This is a genomic window from Mesorhizobium sp. M7D.F.Ca.US.004.03.1.1 (assembly GCF_003998635.1).
GTDB lineage: Bacteria > Pseudomonadota > Alphaproteobacteria > Rhizobiales > Rhizobiaceae > Mesorhizobium > Mesorhizobium loti.
In genome coordinates this window covers 1-665 of record NZ_RZQG01001613.1, presented here as the reverse complement: position 1 = coordinate 665, position 665 = coordinate 1, and the positions used below count along the sequence as shown (strand labels likewise).

General features: G+C 56.5%; 1 protein-coding gene and 1 pseudogene. Both read left to right on the top strand.

Annotation, left to right across the window (positions count from 1 at the left end):
- Positions 1-341: pseudogene (locus tag EN935_RS41255) on the top strand (hypothetical protein); the annotation flags it as partial.
- 33 nt (positions 342-374) lie between these two features.
- Positions 375-665 (top strand): hypothetical protein (locus EN935_RS39050; protein WP_206534715.1); only part of this gene is annotated, 291 nt, incomplete at its 3' end.

The window sequence follows — 665 nt, the reverse complement described above, 5'->3', positions numbered from 1 at the left end:
ATCTTGCGCTGGTCGACTGGTCGAAGGTTTCGGGTCCCTATCTCGAGGCTGACGTGCCGATTGTTGATGCGCTGGTTCACCGAGCGAAGTCGGGCGCAGTGCATACGGTGGTGATCGAAGGCAGAACCGTTCTGAGCGGGGGGGTCTTTGTCAATGTGGACGAGGGTGAAACCATACGCGAACTCCGCGATCGCCTGAGCGGTCCACTTGCTCCCCAGGAATTGGAACTTCGGAAAATGGCGATCGAACTTCTGCCCTTCATCGAGGCTTTCTACGGAACATTTCCGAAGCCAACAATCCCGGACGGCGAACGCGGCAGAGCCTTCTTGCCATGGAAGTAAGGCGCATGTGATTTGGATCATGGAGGGCACAGGATGACCTTACAGCTGGATGGACCAAGCAAGACCGAACAGAGCGATGCTGCCGGATTGTTCGTGGCAGTTGGCTCACGCCGTTATCGCGTGCTTCGCCCATGGGGCGAATTTGCCCAGGCCGGTGGCAACGTCACAGATGTTGCCGTCGCAAAAGACGGCCATGTTTTCATCTTGCTGCGTCGCGATAGTCTGGTCGATAAGAAAGGACCTGCGGTCATCGAATTGACTCCGGACGGAGAATTCGTCGCCAGTTGGGGGCAGGAAGAGCTTGCTGATGCCCATATGATCAAA